This window comes from Mesorhizobium sp. M4B.F.Ca.ET.203.01.1.1, assembly GCF_004791025.1.
Lineage (GTDB): Bacteria > Pseudomonadota > Alphaproteobacteria > Rhizobiales > Rhizobiaceae > Mesorhizobium > Mesorhizobium abyssinicae.
This window is the reverse complement of record NZ_SRUO01000214.1, coordinates 1-308: the sequence shown is the minus strand read 5'-3', so window position 1 is coordinate 308 and position 308 is coordinate 1. Positions and strand designations below refer to the sequence as shown.

At 61.0% G+C, this 308-nt stretch carries 1 protein-coding gene; it reads right to left on the bottom strand.

Features of this window, described 5'->3' with window-relative positions; translation table 11 throughout:
• The coding region (locus EN846_RS34385; protein WP_135928145.1) for a response regulator at window positions 1–259 on the bottom strand (259 nt) is incomplete at its 3' end.
• Between the last annotated feature and the right edge of the window lie 49 nt (window positions 260–308).

The following is a 308-nucleotide window of genomic DNA, read 5'->3' as shown; positions in this document are numbered from 1 at the left end:
GCAGGATCACCGAGGGAAGCGACCTGCCCGAGGTGCGTCGCAGCGCGTCGATACCGGACATCAGCGCGTCGCAGTCCTTGTTGTCAGCTCCGCCATCGAGGACGACAGCTCCGGGAATGAGCGATCGCAATGTCGTTGCTGCCGCCTCGGGCGATTTCGAAGTCGGTTTGAGTCCGGATCGTTCGACGATTTTCGAAACCACCACCCTGTTGACCGGCGATTTCCCGACGACGAGCACGCGGGTGAAGTCCGTGAGCATCTCGGGGTCCACATTCCGGCTCACCAAAGTCAGAGGGTTTACAGCCTTG